Source organism: Flavimobilis sp. BM9, assembly GCF_058313055.1.
Map to the genome: position 1 here is coordinate 260,019 of NZ_JBZEMO010000001.1, position 14,337 is coordinate 274,355.

General features: G+C 66.1%; 24 protein-coding genes. All 24 read left to right on the forward strand.

Annotation, left to right across the window (positions count from 1 at the left end; genetic code table 11):
• Positions 1 to 250 precede the first annotated feature (250 nt).
• A complete protein-coding gene (gene rpsL, locus AC4F3Q_RS01075) occupies positions 251 to 625 on the forward strand; it encodes a 30S ribosomal protein S12 (protein ID WP_098457564.1) in 375 nt (124 codons plus the stop codon).
• Positions 625 to 1,095, forward strand: a complete 471-nt coding sequence (rpsG, locus tag AC4F3Q_RS01080; RefSeq protein ID WP_098457563.1) for a 30S ribosomal protein S7 — start codon at positions 625 to 627, stop codon at positions 1,093 to 1,095. Before rpsL ends, rpsG begins: the two co-directional genes overlap by 1 nt.
• 93 nt (positions 1,096 to 1,188) lie before the next feature.
• Entirely contained in the window at positions 1,189 to 3,291 is a 2,103-nt protein-coding gene (gene fusA / locus AC4F3Q_RS01085; RefSeq protein WP_168446291.1) for an elongation factor G, read from the forward strand.
• A gap of 130 nt (positions 3,292 to 3,421) precedes the next feature.
• Positions 3,422 to 4,612 carry an elongation factor Tu gene (tuf, locus tag AC4F3Q_RS01090; RefSeq protein WP_168446290.1) on the forward strand — a complete coding sequence of 397 codons (1,191 nt, stop codon included), beginning with the start codon at positions 3,422 to 3,424 and terminating at the stop codon, positions 4,610 to 4,612.
• Positions 4,613 to 5,101: 489 nt separating this feature from the next.
• Positions 5,102 to 5,410, forward strand: a complete 309-nt coding sequence (rpsJ, locus tag AC4F3Q_RS01095) for a 30S ribosomal protein S10 (protein ID WP_098457560.1) — start codon at positions 5,102 to 5,104, stop codon at positions 5,408 to 5,410.
• A 16-nt stretch (positions 5,411 to 5,426) separates the two neighbouring features.
• Positions 5,427 to 6,086, forward strand: coding sequence for a 50S ribosomal protein L3 (gene rplC / locus AC4F3Q_RS01100; protein WP_168446289.1), 660 nt, complete (start codon positions 5,427 to 5,429; stop codon positions 6,084 to 6,086).
• A 4-nt stretch (positions 6,087 to 6,090) separates the two neighbouring features.
• A complete protein-coding gene (rplD, locus tag AC4F3Q_RS01105) occupies positions 6,091 to 6,786 on the forward strand; it encodes a 50S ribosomal protein L4 (protein WP_491038392.1) in 696 nt (231 codons plus the stop codon).
• Complete coding sequence (rplW, locus tag AC4F3Q_RS01110) at positions 6,783 to 7,085, forward strand: 50S ribosomal protein L23 (RefSeq protein ID WP_098457557.1); 303 nt, start codon at positions 6,783 to 6,785, stop codon at positions 7,083 to 7,085. The genes rplD and rplW overlap by 4 nt, the downstream gene beginning before the upstream one ends.
• A 32-nt stretch (positions 7,086 to 7,117) precedes the next feature.
• Positions 7,118 to 7,954 carry a 50S ribosomal protein L2 gene (gene rplB / locus AC4F3Q_RS01115; RefSeq protein ID WP_098457556.1) on the forward strand — a complete coding sequence of 279 codons (837 nt, stop codon included), beginning with the start codon at positions 7,118 to 7,120 and terminating at the stop codon, positions 7,952 to 7,954.
• 14 nt (positions 7,955 to 7,968) lie between these two features.
• A complete protein-coding gene (rpsS, locus tag AC4F3Q_RS01120; protein WP_098457555.1) occupies positions 7,969 to 8,250 on the forward strand; it encodes a 30S ribosomal protein S19 in 282 nt (93 codons plus the stop codon).
• Positions 8,247 to 8,660: a 50S ribosomal protein L22 gene (gene rplV, locus AC4F3Q_RS01125; protein ID WP_098457554.1), complete on the forward strand. Its 414-nt coding sequence runs from the start codon at positions 8,247 to 8,249 to the stop codon at positions 8,658 to 8,660. The genes rpsS and rplV overlap by 4 nt, the downstream gene beginning before the upstream one ends.
• 2 nt (positions 8,661 to 8,662) lie before the next feature.
• Positions 8,663 to 9,484, forward strand: coding sequence for a 30S ribosomal protein S3 (gene rpsC, locus AC4F3Q_RS01130; RefSeq protein WP_168446287.1), 822 nt, complete (start codon positions 8,663 to 8,665; stop codon positions 9,482 to 9,484).
• A 2-nt stretch (positions 9,485 to 9,486) separates the two neighbouring features.
• Positions 9,487 to 9,906, forward strand: coding sequence for a 50S ribosomal protein L16 (gene rplP / locus AC4F3Q_RS01135; RefSeq protein ID WP_491038393.1), 420 nt, complete (start codon positions 9,487 to 9,489; stop codon positions 9,904 to 9,906).
• Positions 9,906 to 10,145, forward strand: a complete 240-nt coding sequence (gene rpmC, locus AC4F3Q_RS01140) for a 50S ribosomal protein L29 (protein ID WP_098457551.1) — start codon at positions 9,906 to 9,908, stop codon at positions 10,143 to 10,145. The genes rplP and rpmC overlap by 1 nt, the downstream gene beginning before the upstream one ends.
• 7 nt (positions 10,146 to 10,152) lie before the next feature.
• Positions 10,153 to 10,440, forward strand: a complete 288-nt coding sequence (gene rpsQ, locus AC4F3Q_RS01145; RefSeq protein ID WP_098457550.1) for a 30S ribosomal protein S17 — start codon at positions 10,153 to 10,155, stop codon at positions 10,438 to 10,440.
• Between the two features lie 123 nt (positions 10,441 to 10,563).
• Positions 10,564 to 10,932 carry a 50S ribosomal protein L14 gene (gene rplN, locus AC4F3Q_RS01150; protein WP_098457549.1) on the forward strand — a complete coding sequence of 123 codons (369 nt, stop codon included), beginning with the start codon at positions 10,564 to 10,566 and terminating at the stop codon, positions 10,930 to 10,932.
• Position 10,933: 1 nt separating this feature from the next.
• Positions 10,934 to 11,284, forward strand: a complete 351-nt coding sequence (gene rplX / locus AC4F3Q_RS01155; protein WP_168446285.1) for a 50S ribosomal protein L24 — start codon at positions 10,934 to 10,936, stop codon at positions 11,282 to 11,284.
• A complete protein-coding gene (gene rplE / locus AC4F3Q_RS01160) occupies positions 11,284 to 11,844 on the forward strand; it encodes a 50S ribosomal protein L5 (protein ID WP_168446284.1) in 561 nt (186 codons plus the stop codon). The genes rplX and rplE overlap by 1 nt, the downstream gene beginning before the upstream one ends.
• A gap of 1 nt (position 11,845) precedes the next feature.
• A complete protein-coding gene (locus tag AC4F3Q_RS01165) occupies positions 11,846 to 12,031 on the forward strand; it encodes a type Z 30S ribosomal protein S14 (RefSeq protein ID WP_098457546.1) in 186 nt (61 codons plus the stop codon).
• Positions 12,032 to 12,107: 76 nt separating this feature from the next.
• Positions 12,108 to 12,506, forward strand: coding sequence for a 30S ribosomal protein S8 (gene rpsH / locus AC4F3Q_RS01170; protein WP_168446283.1), 399 nt, complete (start codon positions 12,108 to 12,110; stop codon positions 12,504 to 12,506).
• Between the two features lie 24 nt (positions 12,507 to 12,530).
• Positions 12,531 to 13,070 (forward strand): 50S ribosomal protein L6, encoded by a 540-nt coding sequence (gene rplF, locus AC4F3Q_RS01175; RefSeq protein WP_168446282.1) that lies wholly within the window; start codon positions 12,531 to 12,533, stop codon positions 13,068 to 13,070.
• 2 nt (positions 13,071 to 13,072) lie between these two features.
• Complete coding sequence (gene rplR, locus AC4F3Q_RS01180; protein WP_168446281.1) at positions 13,073 to 13,444, forward strand: 50S ribosomal protein L18; 372 nt, start codon at positions 13,073 to 13,075, stop codon at positions 13,442 to 13,444.
• 40 nt (positions 13,445 to 13,484) lie between these two features.
• Positions 13,485 to 14,153 carry a 30S ribosomal protein S5 gene (gene rpsE / locus AC4F3Q_RS01185; protein WP_168446280.1) on the forward strand — a complete coding sequence of 223 codons (669 nt, stop codon included), beginning with the start codon at positions 13,485 to 13,487 and terminating at the stop codon, positions 14,151 to 14,153.
• The gene (rpmD, locus tag AC4F3Q_RS01190; protein ID WP_098457541.1) at positions 14,153 to 14,335 is read left to right on the forward strand and encodes a 50S ribosomal protein L30; all 183 of its coding nucleotides are present in this window, start codon (positions 14,153 to 14,155) and stop codon (positions 14,333 to 14,335) included. The genes rpsE and rpmD overlap by 1 nt, the downstream gene beginning before the upstream one ends.
• Positions 14,336 to 14,337 lie beyond the last annotated feature (2 nt).

Below are 14,337 nucleotides of genomic sequence, written 5' to 3' on the forward strand. Positions count from 1 at the left end.
TGTCGGGTCTTGACCCAGACCGCGCCGGTCTCCCGCGGATCGGCACCGCCCCAGGTGAGCGGATGCGACCGACGACGTGGCGGGCATTCCGGCAAGCCGGGTCGCGAGACCTGGTGAGCTGGACCATCGAGCCGGTGGTAGTTGGCGTTCCGTCTGCGGAAGCAGGCGGAGGTGTGCGCTGATGCTGGCGGCGCGACACAGACCAAACCTGCGGGACCACCCGCACAGCTCGAGAAGACACGGAGACGTAGTGCCTACGATCCAGCAGCTCGTCCGCAAGGGGCGGACGTCCAAGGTCGGGAAGTCGAAGACCCCGGCCCTCAAGGGCTCCCCGCAGCGGCGCGGCGTGTGCACCCGCGTGTACACCACCACCCCCAAGAAGCCGAACTCGGCGCTCCGGAAGGTCGCCCGTGTGCGCCTCTCGAGCCAGATCGAGGTCACGGCGTACATCCCCGGCGTCGGCCACAACCTGCAGGAGCACTCGATCGTGCTCGTGCGCGGCGGCCGTGTGAAGGACCTCCCCGGTGTCCGCTACAAGATCGTGCGCGGCGCGCTCGACACGCAGGGCGTCAAGAACCGCAAGCAGGCGCGTAGCCGCTACGGCGCGAAGAAGGAGAAGGCCTGATGCCTCGTAAGGGTCCGGCCCCGAAGCGGCCGCTCATCGTCGACCCGGTCTACGGATCGCCCGTCGTCACCCAGCTCGTCAACAAGGTCCTCCTGGACGGCAAGAAGTCGACCGCCGAGGCGATCGTCTACGGCGCCCTCGAGGGTGTTCGCGGCAAGGTCGACGGCGACCCCGTCGTCGTGCTCAAGCGCGCGCTCGAGAACATCCGCCCGGCGCTCGAGGTCCGCTCGCGCCGCGTCGGTGGTGCGACCTACCAGGTGCCCGTCGAGGTCCGCCCGACGCGTGCGACCACCCTCGCGCTGCGTTGGCTCGTCGACTACTCGCGCGCTCGCCGCGAGAAGACGATGACCGAGCGCCTTATGAACGAGATCCTCGATGCCTCCAACGGCCTGGGTGCCGCTGTCAAGCGCCGCGAGGACATGCACAAGATGGCCGAGTCCAACAAGGCCTTCGCGCACTACCGCTGGTAATTCCGAACGGCGCCCCGGTTCTCCGGGGCGCCTTCGGGCACCTGGGCTCGAGCCCCCCACGTACGACCTCCACCGCTAAAGGGGAACACCACCGTGGCACTTGACGTGCTGACCGACCTGAACAAGGTCCGCAACATCGGCATCATGGCCCACATCGATGCTGGTAAGACGACGACCACCGAGCGCATCCTCTTCTACACGGGTGTCAACTACAAGATCGGTGAGACGCACGACGGCGCGTCGACGATGGACTGGATGGAGCAGGAGCAGGAGCGCGGCATCACGATCACGTCCGCCGCGACGACCTGCTACTGGAAGAACAACCAGATCAACATCATCGACACCCCCGGGCACGTCGACTTCACGGTCGAGGTCGAGCGTTCGCTCCGTGTCCTCGACGGTGCGGTTGCCGTGTTCGACGGCAAGGAGGGCGTCGAGCCCCAGTCGGAGACCGTCTGGCGCCAGGCCGACAAGTACAACGTCCCGCGCATCTGCTTCGTCAACAAGATGGACAAGCTCGGCGCTGACTTCTACTTCACCGTCGACACGATCATCAACCGCCTCAAGGCGAAGCCGCTCGTCATCCAGCTGCCGATCGGCGCCGAGAACGACTTCATCGGCGTCGTCGACCTGCTCGAGATGAAGGCGCTCGTCTGGCGTGGCGAGACGAAGCTCGGCGAGCACTACGAGATCGAGGAGATCCCGGCCGACCTCCAGGAGAAGGCTGAGCAGTACCGCGCTCAGCTCATCGAGGACATCGCGGAGGCCGACGAGGCTCTCCTCGAGAAGTACCTCGGTGGCGAGGAGCTCTCGATCGCCGAGATCAAGTCCGGCATCCGCAAGCTCGTCATCGCTGGCGAGGCCTTCCCGGTCATGTGCGGTTCGGCGTTCAAGAACAAGGGCGTCCAGCCCATGCTCGACGCCGTCATCGACTACCTGCCGTCGCCCCTCGACGTCCCCGCCATCGACGGCACGGACGTCAAGGACGAGGAGAAGGTCATCACCCGCCACCCGGACGCTTCGGAGCCGTTCGCGGCTCTCGCGTTCAAGGTCGCGACGCACCCGTTCTTCGGCAAGCTCACCTATGTCCGCGTGTACTCGGGCAAGGTCGCGCAGGGCGCTCAGGTGCTCAACTCGACCAAGGGCAAGAAGGAGCGCATCGGCAAGCTCTTCCAGATGCACTCCAACAAGGAGAACCCGGTCGAGGAGGCCTCGGCAGGTCACATCTACGCGTTCATCGGCCTGAAGGACGTCACGACCGGTGACACGCTGTGCGCCACCGACGCGCCCGTCATCCTCGAGTCGATGACCTTCCCTGAGCCTGTCATCGACGTCGCGATCGAGCCGAAGACGAAGGCCGACCAGGAGAAGCTCGGCGTCGCGATCCAGAAGCTCGCCGAGGAGGACCCGACCTTCCGCGTCAAGCTCGACGAGGAGACCGGCCAGACCGTCATCGGCGGCATGGGCGAGCTCCACCTCGACATCCTCGTCGACCGCATGCGTCGCGAGTTCAAGGTCGAGGCCAACGTCGGCAAGCCGCAGGTCGCGTACCGCGAGACGATCCGCCGCGCGGCGGAGAAGATCGACTACACGCACAAGAAGCAGACCGGTGGTTCGGGTCAGTTCGCCAAGGTCCAGGTGACCTTCGAGCCGCTCGACACCTCCGAGGGCGAGCTCTACAAGTTCGAGAACGCCGTCACCGGTGGTCGTATCCCGCGTGAGTACATCCCGTCCGTCGACCAGGGCATCCAGGCTGCGATGCAGCTCGGTGTGCTCGCCGGCTTCCCCCTCGTGGGCGTCAAGGCGATCCTGCTCGACGGCGCGTACCACGACGTCGACTCGTCCGAGATGGCGTTCAAGATTGCCGGCTCGATGGTCCTCAAGGAGGGCGTCAAGCGGGCGGACCCGGTTCTTCTCGAGCCGGTCATGGCGGTCGAGGTGCGTACGCCCGAGGAGTACATGGGCGACGTCATCGGCGACATCAACTCTCGTCGTGGCATGATCCAGTCCATGGAGGATGCGACCGGCGTGAAGGTGGTGCGCGCTCAGGTGCCGCTCTCCGAGATGTTCGGGTACATCGGTGACCTGCGGTCGAAGACCCAGGGTCGCGCTGTGTACTCGATGCAGTTCGACAGCTACTCCGAGGTCCCTCGGAACGTTGCCGAAGAGATCATCAAGAAGACCCGGGGCGAGTGAGTCCCCACAGGTCGACCATCCAGTAACAACCATCAACCTGTAGCGACCCGCACGCCCGGCAGATGCTCCGCCCCTCGGGGCGGGCACCTGCATCGTTCGGCACAACTACCCAAGTCCCAGGAGGACCCCAGTGGCGAAGGCCAAGTTCGAGCGGACCAAGCCGCACGTCAACATCGGTACCATCGGTCACGTCGACCACGGTAAGACGACGCTGACGGCGGCTATCTCCAAGGTGCTGCACGACAAGTTCCCGGACGTGAACCCTGAGTTCAAGTTCGACGAGATCGACAAGGCGCCCGAAGAGAAGCAGCGCGGCATCACGATCAACATCGCGCACATCGAGTACGAGACGGACAAGCGCCACTACGCGCACGTCGACGCTCCCGGTCACGCTGACTACATCAAGAACATGATCACCGGTGCCGCTCAGATGGACGGCGCGATCCTCGTGGTCGCGGCGACCGACGGCCCGATGGCTCAGACCCGTGAGCACGTTCTGCTCGCCCGCCAGGTCGGTGTTCCCTACCTGCTGGTCGCGCTGAACAAGTCCGACATGGTCGACGACGAGGAGATCCTCGAGCTCGTCGAGATGGAGGTGCGCGAGCTCCTCTCCTCGCAGGGCTTCGACGGTGACGAGGCTCCGGTCATCCGCGTCTCGGGCCTCAAGGCGCTCGAGGGCGACCCGACCTGGGTCAAGTCCGTCGAGGACCTCATGGAGGCTGTCGACAACAACGTCCCGGACCCGGTCCGTGACCTCGACAAGCCCTTCCTCATGCCGATCGAGGACGTCTTCACGATCACCGGTCGTGGCACCGTCGTCACCGGCAAGGTCGACCGTGGCGCTCTGCAGGTGAACTCCGACGTCGAGATCGTCGGTATCCGCCCCGCGCAGAAGACCACCGTCACGGGCATCGAGACGTTCCACAAGTCGATGGACGAGGCGCAGGCTGGTGACAACACCGGTCTTCTGCTCCGTGGCATCAAGCGCGAGGACGTCGAGCGTGGCCAGGTCGTCGTGAAGCCGGGCTCCATCACCCCGCACACGCACTTCGAGGCTCGCGTCTACATCCTCAGCAAGGACGAGGGCGGGCGTCACAACCCGTTCTACTCGAACTACCGTCCGCAGTTCTACTTCCGTACGACGGACGTCACCGGCGTCATCACGCTGCCCGAGGGCACCGAGATGGTCATGCCCGGCGACAACACCGAGATGTCGGTCGAGCTCATCCAGCCGATCGCCATGGAGGAGGGCCTCGGCTTCGCCATCCGTGAGGGTGGTCGTACCGTCGGCTCCGGCCAGGTCACCAAGATCATCAAGTGACCTCAGGTCAGCGATGAGCTAGACGCACGGTTCGCCGGCTCCGCCGGCTGCTGAGCACAGCAAGGCCCGTCTCTCGCGAGGCGGGCCTTGCTGCGTCTGGGGAGTGCCAGGCGGACGTGCGACGCGCCCGAGCGCGTGTGCGTCGCACGTCACTACGACGAGGGTTTGTGCTGGGCGGTGGTCCCGTGGCAAGATGTTCAGGTTGCCTGTCACGGGCGCGCTCATTCATGTATCGAACAGTGTGTTGATCCGCGTGGAATCGCGAGGTGGACTCTCTGTGCGTACAGATCGAGATACTTCGCGATGAGCCCCCGTCAGACAAGAAGACGTTGTGGACGGCGCGCACCCCGCACTGCGGGATGCGGACCAGCACATCACCAACGGCCCAGCACCCACCCGGGTGATCGGGTTCGGGCGTGACGCACATGCGACACGCCCGAGCGCGGGGGTCGGACAGTAGCGGTTCGAGAGAGAGAGTCAGACGACGCCATGGCGGGACAGAAGATCCGCATCCGGCTCAAGTCCTACGACCACGAAGTCATCGACAGTTCGGCGCGCAAGATCGTCGACACGGTGATTCGCGCTGGTGCGACGGTCGTGGGCCCGGTGCCGTTGCCGACGGAGAAGAACGTTTTTTGCGTCATCCGGTCGCCTCACAAGTACAAGGACAGCCGCGAGCACTTCGAGATGCGCACGCACAAGCGCCTCATCGACATCATCGATCCCACGCCGAAGGCGGTTGACTCGCTCATGCGTCTCGACCTTCCTGCGGACGTGAACATCGAGATCAAGCTCTGATCGGGGAGGAGAGAAGATGACTACCCCTCAGAACAACAGGCCGGTGACGGCTGTGCTCGGCACGAAGCTCGGGATGACGCAGCTCTGGGACGAGGCCGGTCGCCTCGTGCCCGTGACCGTCGTCGCCGTCGGCACCAACGTGGTCACCCAGGTCCGCAGCGCTGAGACGGACGGCTACACCGCCGTCCAGCTCGCCTACGGCCAGGTCGACCCCCGCCGCGTCAGCCAGCCGCTGACCGGTCACTTCGAGAAGGCGGGCGTCACGCCTCGCCGTCACGTCGCCGAGGTCCGCACCTCCGACGCGGCCGAGTACACGCTCGGCCAGGAGATCACCGCTGAGGCGTTCGCCGCCGGCGCTGTGGTCGACGTCGTGGGCACGACCAAGGGCAAGGGCACCGCGGGTGTCATGAAGCGTCACGGCTTCCACGGTGTCGGCGCCTCGCACGGTGCCCACCGCAACCACCGCAAGCCCGGCTCGATCGGTGGCGCTTCCACGCCGTCGCGCGTGTTCAAGGGCATGAAGATGGCTGGTCGCATGGGCAACGCCCGCAAGACCACCCAGAACCTGACGATCCACGCCGTGGACGCCGAGAAGGGTCTGCTGCTCGTCAAGGGCGCGGTTCCCGGCCCCAAGGGCGGCGTCGTCCTCGTGCGCAGCGCCGTGAAGGGAGCCTGAGATCATGGCTGACACGCTGACCGTCGACGTCATCGACGCCAAGGGCAAGAAGTCCGGCACCGCCGAGCTTCCCGCCGAGGTGTTCGACGTCCAGACGAACGTCCCGCTGATCCACCAGGTCGTGGTTGCGCAGCTCGCTGCCGCCCGCCAGGGAACGGCTGACACCAAGACTCGGGCCGAGGTCCGTGGTGGTGGCAAGAAGCCGTACAAGCAGAAGGGCACCGGCCGCGCCCGTCAGGGTTCGACCCGCGCCCCGCACTTCGCCGGTGGTGGCGTCGTGCACGGGCCGACGCCGCGTGACTACACGCAGCGCACCCCCAAGAAGATGAAGGCTGCCGCCCTGCGCGGTGCGCTCTCCGACCGCGCGCGCAACGGCCGCGTGCACGTCGTCACGGGCTTCGGTATCGACGGCAAGCCGTCGACCAAGGCCGCTGTGGCTGCGCTGGCGAACCTGTCGTCGCGCAAGAACGTGCTCGTCGTGCTCGAGCGTGGCGACGAGCTCACGCTCAAGTCGCTCCGCAACGTCGAGCAGGTGCACCTCCTGGTCGCTGACCAGCTGAACACGTACGACGTGCTCATCTCGGACGACGTCGTCTTCACGCAGGCGGCTCTCGAGGCGTTCGTGGCCGGTCCCGCCAAGGGTCCGTCCGCCACGGCAGTGGCCTCGTCCGCTGAGATCATCGAGGAGGACGCCAAGTGAGCGAGCTTCAGAAGAACCCGCGCGACATCCTGATCGCGCCGGTCGTCTCCGAGAAGAGCTACGGGCTGCTCGACGAGGGTAAGTACACCTTCGTCGTGGACCCCCGTGCCAACAAGACCGAGATCAAGATCGCGGTCGAGAAGGTCTTCGGCGTCAAGGTCGATTCCGTGAACACGATCAACCGCAAGGGCAAGTCGCGGCGGACGAAGTTCGGCATCGGTAAGCGCAAGGACACCAAGCGTGCGATCGTCTCCCTCCGCGAGGGCTCGATCGACATCTTCGGCGGGCCGGTCGGCTGACGCCGGCGATAGCAGATTGAGGACATATCCCCATGGGAATCCGTAAGTACAAGCCGACGACGCCGGGGCGCCGCGGCGCGAGCGTCGCCGACTTCGTCGAGATCACGCGGTCGGAGCCGGAGAAGTCGCTGGTCCGTCCGCTGACGAAGACCGGCGGCCGTAACAACACCGGTCGCATCACGACCCGTCACAAGGGTGGTGGCCACAAGCGTGCCTACCGCGTCATCGACTTCCGTCGTCATGACAAGGACGGCGTGCCGGCCAAGGTCGCTCACATCGAGTACGACCCCAACCGCACCGCCCGCATCGCCCTCCTGCACTACGCGGACGGCGAGAAGCGCTACATCATCGCGCCGAACAAGCTGAAGCAGGGTGACTTCGTCGAGGCTGGTCCCAGCGCCGACATCAAGCCCGGCAACAACCTGCCGCTGCGCAACATCCCGACCGGTACGGTCATCCACGCCATCGAGCTTCGGCCCGGCGGCGGCGCGAAGATCGCACGTTCGGCTGGCACCTCGGTCCAGCTCGTCGCGAAGGACGGCCCCTACGCCCAGCTGCGTATGCCGTCCGGCGAGATCCGCAACGTCGACGCGCGCTGCCGCGCGACCGTCGGCGAGGTCGGCAACGCCGAGCAGTCGAACATCAACTGGGGCAAGGCCGGCCGCATGCGCTGGAAGGGCGTTCGCCCGACCGTCCGTGGTGTCGTGATGAACCCGATCGACCACCCGCACGGTGGTGGTGAGGGCAAGACGTCCGGTGGTCGTCACCCGGTGAGCCCTTGGGGCAAGCCCGAGGGCCGTACCCGCCGTCCGAACAAGGCGAGCGACAAGCTCATCGTGCGTCGCCGTCGTACTGGCAAGAAGCGCTGATAGGAGCCTGACAGATGCCACGCAGCCTGAAGAAGGGTCCTTTCGTCGACGGACACCTTCAGAAGAAGGTCGACGCACAGAACGAGGCCGGGACCAAGAACGTCATCAAGACGTGGTCCCGCCGGTCGGTCATCACGCCCGACTTCCTCGGACACACTTTTGCCGTGCACGACGGCCGGAAGCACACGCCTGTCTTCGTGACCGAGTCGATGGTGGGCCACAAGCTGGGCGAGTTCGCCCCGACCCGCACTTTCCGCGGTCACGTGAAGGACGACAAGAAGGGTAGAAGGCGATGAGCGCAGGAGCTCAGAAGGAGATCAGCGCCAAGCGCAAGAACCTTCTCGGCGAAGACGTCGCTGGCGACTTCGCGGTCGCACGCTTCGTGCGTGCCACGCCGCAGAAGGTCCGCCGCGTGGCTGACCTGGTCCGTGGGAAGAGCGTCGACGACGCGCTGACCGCGCTCCAGTTCGCCCCGCAGGCAGCGGCCGAGAACGTCTACAAGGTCATCGAGTCGGCTGCGGCTAACGCGGTCAACAACCAGGGCCTCGTCCGCGAGAAGCTCGTCGTGACCAAGCTCATGGTCGACGAGGGTCCGACGCTCAAGCGCTTCCGCCCTCGGGCGCAGGGTCGCGCGAGCCGCATCCTCAAGCGCACGAGCCACATCACCGTGGTCGTTGAGCCGCGCGAAGAGAAGAAGGGGGCCTGACAGTGGGACAGAAGGTTCACCCGCTCGGGTACCGTCTCGGCATCACCACCGACCACCGGTCGCGCTGGTTCGCCGACAGCACCAAGCCTGGCCAGCGTTACCGCGACTACGTCCGCGAGGACGTCGAGATCCGCAAGCTCATGGCCACCGGCCTCGAGCGTGCTGGTATCGCCAAGGTCGAGATCGAGCGCACCCGTGACCGCGTCCGCGTGGACATCCACACGGCGCGCCCGGGTATCGTCATCGGTCGCCGTGGCGCCGAGGCCGACCGCATCCGCGGCGAGCTCGAGAAGCTCACGGGCAAGCAGGTCCAGCTGAACATCCTCGAGGTCAAGAACGCCGAGATCGAGGCACAGCTGGTCGCCCAGGGCATCGCCGAGCAGCTCGCGAGCCGTGTGTCGTTCCGCCGTGCCATGCGCAAGGGCATGCAGTCCGCGCAGCGCGCTGGCGCCAAGGGCATCCGTGTCCAGTGCGCCGGTCGTCTGGGCGGCGCCGAGATGAGCCGTTCGGAGTTCTACCGCGAGGGCCGTGTGCCCCTGCACACGCTCCGCGCGAACATCGACTACGGCTTCTTCGAGGCCCGCACGACCTTCGGCCGCATCGGCGTGAAGGTCTGGATCTACAAGGGCGACATGACGGAGAAGGAGTTTGCTCGCGAGCAGGCTTCCCAGGCTCCGCGTGGCCGCGGTGGACGTGGCGGCAACGACCGTCCCGTGCGCGGCGGTCGCCGCCAGGAGCGTCCGGCCACCGCCGAGGCGCCCGCCCAGGCCGAGGCCCCCGCCCAGGAGGCGCCCGCGGCCGTCGAGACCGGAACGGAGGCCTGAGCATGCTGATCCCGCGCAGGCTCAAGCACCGCAAGCAGCACCACCCGAGCCGCTCGGGTGCTGCCAAGGGCGGTACGCAGATCGCTTTCGGTGAGTACGGCATCCAGGCTCTCGAGCCCGCCTACGTCACCAACCGTCAGATCGAGTCCGCTCGTATCGCCATGACGCGTCACATCAAGCGTGGTGGAAAGGTGTGGATCAACATCTACCCCGACCGTCCGCTGACCAAGAAGCCCGCCGAGACCCGCATGGGTTCCGGTAAGGGTTCGCCGGAGTGGTGGATCGCCAACGTCAAGCCGGGCCGCATCGTCTTCGAGCTGGCCGGTGTCGACGAGGCCCTGGCCCGTGAGGCCATGCGCCGTGCGATGCACAAGCTTCCGATGAAGTGCCGTTTCGTGGTGCGCGAGGGTGGTGTGAACTGATGGCTATCGGTAGCAAGGATCTTGCTGTCACGGAGCTCGACGGGTTCGACAACGACCGTCTGGCTGCTGAGCTCGAGAAGGCGAAGCAGGAGCTCTTCAACCTGCGGTTCCAGTCGGCCACCGGCCAGCTGGAGAGCCACGGCCGTCTCAAGGCCGTCCGCCGCGACATCGCGCGGATCTACACGATCCTGCGTGAGCGCGAGCTCGGCATCCGTACCGCCCCGAGCGTGAGTGAGTGAGACTGACATGAGCGACAACACCACCGCAGCGGCGGTCGAGGCAGAGCGCAACCAGCGCAAGACGCGCCGCGGCTACGTCGTGAGCGACAAGATGGACAAGACTGTCGTGGTCGAGGTCGAGGACCGCGTCAAGCACCCGCTCTACGGCAAGGTCATCCGCCGCACGAGCAAGGTCAAGGCACACGACGAGCAGAACTCGGCCGGCATCGGCGACCTGGTCGTTATCATGGAGACGCGGCCGCTGTCCGCCTCCAAGCGCTGGCGCCTCGTCGAGATCGTCGAGAAGGCCAAGTAGCACGTGCTTCGGCGGGGCGGGGTCCATCCACGCGATAGACTTCGCCCTGCCGCAGTTCCAGAAAGTATCCGTTCGGCAAGGCTCGCACGCGCGAGAACCAGCTCGACGACAGGAGTTCAGTAAATGATCCAGCAGGAGTCGCGACTTCGCGTCGCCGACAACACTGGTGCCAAGGAGATCCTTTGCATCCGTGTACTCGGTGGCTCGGGCCGTCGCTACGCCGGAATCGGCGACACCATCGTCGCTACCGTCAAGGATGCAATCCCTGGCGGGAACGTCAAGAAGGGTGACGTGGTCAAGGCCGTCGTCGTCCGCACCGTCAAGGAGCGTCGCCGCCCGGACGGTTCCTACATCAAGTTCGACGAGAACGCGGCCGTCATCCTGAAGAACGACGGGGAGCCGCGCGGCACCCGTATCTTCGGGCCGGTCGGTCGTGAGCTGCGTGACAAGCGCTTCATGAAGATCATCTCGTTGGCTCCGGAGGTGATCTGACATGGCGAAGATCAAGAAGGGTGACCAGGTCCTGGTCATCGCCGGGCGTGACAAGGGCAAGACCGGTCGCGTCCTCGAGGTCCTCAAGGACTCCGACCGCGTCATCGTCGAGGGTGTCCAGCGCGTCACCAAGCACGTCAAGGCCGGCCAGACGCAGCGTGGTTCGCGCACCGGTGGGATCGAGACCGTCGAGGCCCCGATCCACATCAGCAACGTGCAGTACTACGACGCCGAGGCCAAGCGCGGCAAGCGTCTCGGCGCACGCACCGAGACCGTCCAGCGCGACGGTCGCGACCGCACCGCCCGCGTCCGCGTGACCCGCGGCCACGGCGACGCCGAGAAGGACATCTGATGACTGAGACCACCGCGAAGCCGCGTCTGAAGACGCGCTACAACGACGAGATCGTCGCCGCCATGCGCGAGCAGTTCTCGTACGGCAACGTCAACGAGGTCCCGCGCCTGACCAAGATCGTGGTCAACATGGGTGTCGGCGACGCCGCCAAGGACTCGAAGCTGATCGAGGGCGCCATCCGCGACCTCACTGCGATCACGGGTCAGAAGCCGCAGGTCACCAAGGCCCGCAAGTCCATCGCTCAGTTCAAGCTCCGTGAGGGCATGCCGATCGGCGCGCACGTCACGCTGCGCGGCGACCGTATGTGGGAGTTCGCGGACCGTCTGCTGTCGGTCGCGCTTCCCCGCATCCGTGACTTCCGCGGTCTGTCGGGCAAGCAGTTCGACGGCAACGGCAACTACACGTTCGGCCTGAACGAGCAGTCGATGTTCTACGAGATCGACCCCGACAAGATCGACCGGGTTCGCGGCATGGACATCACCGTGGTCACGACCGCGAAGTCCGACGACGAGGGCCGTGCGTTCCTCCGTCTCCTCGGCTTCCCTTTCAAGGAGAACTGACATGGCTAAGAAGGCCCTGATCAACAAGGCTGCCGCAAAGCCCAAGTTCGCGGTTCGTGCCTACACCCGGTGCCAGCGGTGCGGTCGTCCGCACTCCGTGTACCGCAAGTTCGGACTCTGCCGCGTGTGCGTCCGGGAGATGGCTCACCGCGGTGAGCTCCCGGGCGTCACGAAGAGCAGCTGGTAACAACTACGTCGCAGGTCTGCGGCGCCGCTGAGGCGGACGTCGTGGATACCCCGGCGAGGAAGGGCTGAAGCCCACAATGACGATGACCGATCCCATCGCAGACATGCTCACGCGTCTGCGTAATGCGAACTCGGCTCAGCACGACACGGTCTCCATGCCGTTCTCGAAGCTGAAGTCGAACATTGCCGAGATCCTGAAGGCCGAGGGCTACATCGCCGGCTGGTCCGTTGAGGACGCTCAGGTCGGCAAGACCCTCATCCTGGAGCTGAAGTACACCTCCAGCCGCGAGCGCGCCCTCTCGGGCATCCGCCGCATCTCGAAGCCCGGCCTCCGCGTCTACGCGAAGTCCACGAACCTGCCGAAGGTCCTCGGCGGGCTCGGCGTGGCGATCCTGTCCACGTCCTCGGGTCTTCTCACGGACAAGCAGGCCGCAAAGAAGGGCGTGGGTGGGGAAGTCCTCGCCTACGTCTGGTAACCGGAAGACGGAGAGGAGAACACCATGTCTCGCATTGGCAAGATTCCCGTCCCGGTTCCCGCTGGAGTGGACGTCACCATCAGCGGCGCTCTCGTGACCGTGAAGGGCCCCAAGGGCACTCTCGAGCACGTCGTGCCCGCCCCCATCGAGATCGCTCGTGACGAGGACGGCGCGCTCGTCGTGACCCGTCCCAACGACGAGCGCGAGTCTCGTGCCCTGCACGGTCTCACCCGCACGCTCCTCGCGAACGTGATCACCGGTGTGACCGAGGGTTACGAGAAGAAGCTCGAGATCGTCGGCACGGGTTACCGCGTCGCGGCGAAGGGCTCGGACCTCGAGTTCGCCCTCGGCTTCAGCCACCCCGTGGTCGTGTCCGCCCCTGAGGGCATCACGTTCGCGGTCGAGAGCCCCACGAAGTTCTCGGTCAGTGGCATCAGCAAGCAGCAGGTCGGCGAGGTCGCCGCGAACATCCGCAAGATCCGCAAGCCTGAGCCCTACAAGGGCAAGGGTGTGCGCTACGCCGGCGAGAACGTCCGCCGCAAGGCCGGAAAGGCTGGTAAGTGACCATGGCGATCAAGATTCTGGGCAAGGGCACTGCCGTTGCTCGCAAGCGCCGTCACCTGCGTCTGCGGAAGAAGGTCGCCGGCACCGCCGTGCGTCCCCGTCTCGTCGTGACGCGCTCCGCCCGTCACATCACGGCTCAGGTCGTGGACGACGCTGTCGGCCGCACGCTCGCGTCCGCCTCGACCCTCGAGGCAGACCTCCGCGCTCTGGAGGGCGACAAGTCCGCCAAGGCGCGCAAGGTCGGCGAGCTCGTCGCCGAGCGTGCGAAGGCCGCTGGCATCGACACCGTCGTCTTCGACCGCGGTGGGAACAAGTACCACGGCCGGGTGGCAGCTGTCGCCGACGGGGCCCGCGAAGGCGGTCTGACCCTGTGACGACGCGATCCATCTCCGCACGGAAGCAAAGGACGAACTGATGGCTGCAGGGCAGCGCAGCAACACCGGCGCCCCCACGGGCGGCGCCAGCAACGAGAACGACCGTCAGGGCGGTCGTCGCAACGACCGTGACGGTCGCCGCGACAACCGTCGCAACGAGGCAGCTGACAAGAATGCGTTCCTCGAGCGCGTCGTCACGATCAACCGTGTCTCGAAGGTCGTCAAGGGTGGCCGCCGCTTCAGCTTCACCGCGCTCGTCGTGGTGGGTGACGGCAACGGCACCGTCGGCGTCGGCTACGGCAAGGCCAAGGAAGTTCCCGCGGCCATCGCCAAGGGCGTCGAGGAGGCGAAGAAGAACTTCTTCTCCGTCCCGCTCATCCAGCGCACGATCCCGCACCCGGTGACGGGTGAGGCTGCTGCCGGCGTGGTGTTCCTGCGTCCGGCCGCTCCGGGTACCGGTGTGATCGCCGGTGGTCCGGTGCGCGCGGTCCTCGAGTGCGCGGGCATCCACGACGTCCTGTCGAAGTCGCTCGGTTCCTCGAACGCGATCAACATCGTGCACGCCACGGTGGCCGGTCTGCGTGCGCTCGAGCGGCCTGAGGCTGTCGCAGCGCGTCGCGGTCTGCCGCTCGAGGAGGTCGCTCCGGCGGCTCTCCTCCGTGCGCAGGCGGCCGGCAAGGCCGCCCAGGCAGCTGAGGTGGGTGCATGATGGCACGTCTCAAGGTGACCCAGAAGAAGTCCGCCATCGGCGGCAAGCAGAACCAGCGCGACACGCTGCGCTCGCTCGGCCTCAAGCGGATCGGTGACACCGCCGTCAAGGAGGACCGTCCCGAGATTCGCGGCATGGTCGCTACGGTGGCGCACCTCGTCACCGTCGAGGAGGTCGACTGATC